Genomic DNA, 1,207 nt, shown 5'->3' with positions numbered 1-1,207 from the left:
AACACAGTGGACGCGAGCAACTGAGGACAAGCCCTCGGCCTATTAGTACCGGTCACCTCCACACGTTACCGTGCTTCCAGATCCGGCCTATCAACCCAGTCGTCTACTGGGAGCCTTACCCCATCAAGTGGGTGGGAGTCCTCATCTCGAAGCAGGCTTCCCGCTTAGATGCTTTCAGCGGTTATCCCTCCCGAACGTAGCCAACCAGCCATGCCCTTGGCAGAACAACTGGCACACCAGAGGTTCGTCCGTCCCGGTCCTCTCGTACTAGGGACAGCCCTTCTCAAGACTCCTACGCGCACAGCGGATAGGGACCGAACTGTCTCACGACGTTCTAAACCCAGCTCGCGTACCGCTTTAATGGGCGAACAGCCCAACCCTTGGGACCGACTCCAGCCCCAGGATGCGACGAGCCGACATCGAGGTGCCAAACCATCCCGTCGATATGGACTCTTGGGGAAGATCAGCCTGTTATCCCCGGGGTACCTTTTATCCGTTGAGCGACGGCGCTTCCACAAGCCACCGCCGGATCACTAGTCCCGACTTTCGTCCCTGCTCGACCCGTCGGTCTCACAGTCAAGCTCCCTTGTGCACTTACACTCAACACCTGATTGCCAACCAGGCTGAGGGAACCTTTGGGCGCCTCCGTTACCCTTTAGGAGGCAACCGCCCCAGTTAAACTACCCATCAGACACTGTCCCTGATCCGGATCACGGACCCAGGTTAGACATCCAGCACGACCAGACTGGTATTTCAACGACGACTCCACAACCACTGGCGTGGCCGCTTCAAAGTCTCCCAGCTATCCTACACAAGCCGAACCGAACACCAATATCAAACTGTAGTAAAGGTCCCGGGGTCTTTCCGTCCTGCTGCGCGAAACGAGCATCTTTACTCGTAGTGCAATTTCACCGGGCCTATGGTTGAGACAGTCGAGAAGTCGTTACGCCATTCGTGCAGGTCGGAACTTACCCGACAAGGAATTTCGCTACCTTAGGATGGTTATAGTTACCACCGCCGTTTACTGGCGCTTAAGTTCTCAGCTTCGCCCCACCGAAATGGAGCTAACCGGTCCCCTTAACGTTCCAGCACCGGGCAGGCGTCAGTCCGTATACATCGCCTTACGGCTTCGCACGGACCTGTGTTTTTAGTAAACAGTCGCTTCTCGCTGGTCTCTGCGGCCACCCCCAGCTCGAGGAGCAAGTCC

At 56.8% G+C, this 1,207-nt stretch carries 1 rRNA gene; it reads right to left on the bottom strand.

Going from position 1 to position 1,207, the window contains the following annotated elements:
• Positions 1-22: 22 nt before the first annotated feature.
• A 23S ribosomal RNA gene (locus AB0N17_RS46805) occupies positions 23-1,207 on the bottom strand; the annotation flags it as partial.

This window comes from Streptomyces sp. NPDC051133 (assembly GCF_040682635.1).
GTDB lineage: Bacteria > Actinomycetota > Actinomycetes > Streptomycetales > Streptomycetaceae > Streptomyces.
The sequence above is the reverse complement of the archived record's forward strand: the minus strand, read 5'-3'. Positions and strand labels throughout refer to the sequence as shown.